The sequence below is a fragment of the Streptomyces sp. NPDC001027 genome (genome assembly GCF_040299045.1).
Taxonomy (GTDB): Bacteria; Actinomycetota; Actinomycetes; order Streptomycetales; family Streptomycetaceae; genus Streptomyces.
Map to the genome: position 1 here is coordinate 1 of NZ_JBEPBI010000501.1, position 2,356 is coordinate 2,356.

At 65.7% G+C, this 2,356-nt stretch carries 1 protein-coding gene and 1 pseudogene; both read right to left on the minus strand.

Translation table 11 applies throughout. The annotated features are described in order from the left end of the window. Nucleotides 1–107: 107 nt before the first annotated feature. Nucleotides 108–1,350: pseudogene (locus tag ABT300_RS43250) on the minus strand (IS256 family transposase). 278 nt (nucleotides 1,351–1,628) lie between these two features. Beyond that, nucleotides 1,629–2,168, minus strand: a complete 540-nt coding sequence (locus ABT300_RS43255) for a GNAT family N-acetyltransferase (protein WP_351688446.1) — start codon at nucleotides 2,166–2,168, stop codon at nucleotides 1,629–1,631. Nucleotides 2,169–2,356: the final 188 nt, after the last annotated feature.

Sequence of the window (2,356 nt, forward strand, 5' to 3'; positions counted from 1 at the left end):
AGGCGGCCAGGACGCGGCGGCGACCGCGGACTGAATCGTCAGCGCATGCCTTCGCGAGCCGGTCGGCAGGGAGCGGCCGGTCGTGTCCCTTGTCGTGGTGGAGCCGATCATCCGGCGGTCGTGTTGGTGGTGTTGGGTAGCACGAGGGTGCTTTCGGGGCGCTCGGCGGGGTAGAGCTGGTCCATGCTTCCCTCGGGCAGATAGCGCCAGGGGAAGGCGATCCACTCGTCGTGCAGTTCGAAGAGCACGGCAGTGACGAGCCGCAGGAGTGCGTCGTCGTTGGGGAAGACCTGGACGACGTCGGTGCGGCGCTTGACCTCGCGGTTGATCCGCTCCAGCGGGTTCGTGGACTGGATCTTCTTCCAATGTCGCTCGGGGAAGGAGGCGAAGGCGGTCAGGTCGTCCTTCGCCTCCAGCAGCATGTCTTTGACCTCGGGGAACTGTGTGCCGAGCATGTCGGCGACGGTGTCGAGCTGGGTGCGGACCGCATCCGCGGTGGGCTGGGCGAAGATCGTGCGGATCGTGGCGGCGGCCATCTCGGCGGCTTCCTTGTTGATCACGCTGAACACGTTGCGCAGGAAGTGAACCCTGCAGCGCTGGTACGCGGCCCCGAGCATGACCTTGCGGATGGCTTTGACCAGCCCCAAGTGGTGGTCGCCGATGACGAGCCGGACCCCGCTCAGACCGCGTTCGCGCAGGTGACGCAGGAACTCGGTCCAAAACCACCTCGGTCTCGCTGTCGCCGACCATCACGCCCAGCACTTCCCGGCCGCCGTCCTCGGTGATCCCCGTGGCGATCACCACGGCGCGGGACACGATCTGGTGCTCGACCCGCGCCTTGCAGTAGGTCGCGTCCAGATAGACGTACGGGAAGCGGACGTGGTCCAGGGGCCGGGCACGGAACGCGGTCAGCTGGCCGTCCAGATCCTGGCAGATCCGCGAAACCTCGCTCTTGGAGATCCCGGTGTCCGCGCCGAGGGCCTTGACCAGGTCGTCGACCGACCGCGTGGACACACCGTGGACGTAAGCCTCCATGATGACCGCATACAGGGCCTGGTCGATGCGGCGGCGCCTTTCCAGCAGGGCGGGAAAGAAGCTGCCCGACCGCAGCTTGGGGATCGCGAGGTCCAGGTCGCCGGCCTGGGTGCTGAGCGTCCTGTCGCGGTGGCCGTTGCGAAGCGCGGTGCGCGTGTCGGTGTGCTCGTTCCACTCCGCGCCGCTCCGGACCGTGGCCTCGGCCTCTATCAGCTCCTGGAGCATCCGCTCGGCCACCTTGCGAACGAGTTCGAGCCCGTCCGCCGAACGTAGTGACTCAAGCAGCCGGAGTAAGTCATGCTGAGACAGGGCCATCCTGCACCTCCCGCGTTGAACTGCCCGTTCACTACGGAGAGTTGCACGATGGCCCACCTTGCGGGCAGGGAGCGAAAACCCATCGACATACGCCCCCGGCGCACTCCCTCACCTTGATCGGCTACACCACGTCAAGGGACACCATCCAGCGGCCGTCTAACGCTTCCCGTCCTGGCTAGCCGGATACCGCTCGCGGCAGAACGGATGACGGCCTACCTCGTGGCTCCGCTCGGAACATTGAACGGTCCTCGGCGAGGGGCCACACACTCGGAGTGCGCTCAGCCAGGCAGTTTCGCTGCGTAGATCCAATCGAAGCCGTCGTATCCGGGGCCGTCGAGATGTTCTGCCCGCATCAGGCCGGCGCGTACCGCCACGCGCTGCGAGGCAGCGTTAGCCGGTCGGACTCGGGCGATCAGCGGGAGGTCGGTGACGTGACGCGATACCCAGTCGGTCACTGCGGTCGCCGCCTCGCTGGCGAAGCCCTGACCCCATGCCGAGGTGGCGAAACGGTAGAAGAGGTTGAGAACGTTCATGCCGTTCAGGTCCATGGGCTTGACCCCGCAGAACCCCAGTTGCCGGGCAGAGTTGTGGCGTCGGACAACCCAGTACCCGTATCCGCAGCTCTGCCATTGGTTGTTCCAGCGCTGATAGAGCTCCTTGGCCTCTTCGGGCCGGGCGAGGGCGTCGGAGGGATTGTGCAGGCAGGTTGCGGGGTCACTGTGGATCGTGAAGATCGCATCGATGTCCGCTTCGGTCGGACGCCGCAGTGATAGTCGGGCGGTCGACAGCTCTTCGCCTACCAGGCTCCATGCGCTCATATGAAGATCGTAGAGCCCGGAAGATGGCGGCGATGTGGAGTCCGGCGAGGTGGATAGTGGCGGACTCACCTCCGGCTTCAGCCGCTCAGTACAGTGAAGCTTCCCCTTGATCGTGGACACCTGGAGACTGGGACGTGAGAGCCCAGAGGAAGCAGTGCCAGGTGGGAAGCAAGTACACGAACCGGTAC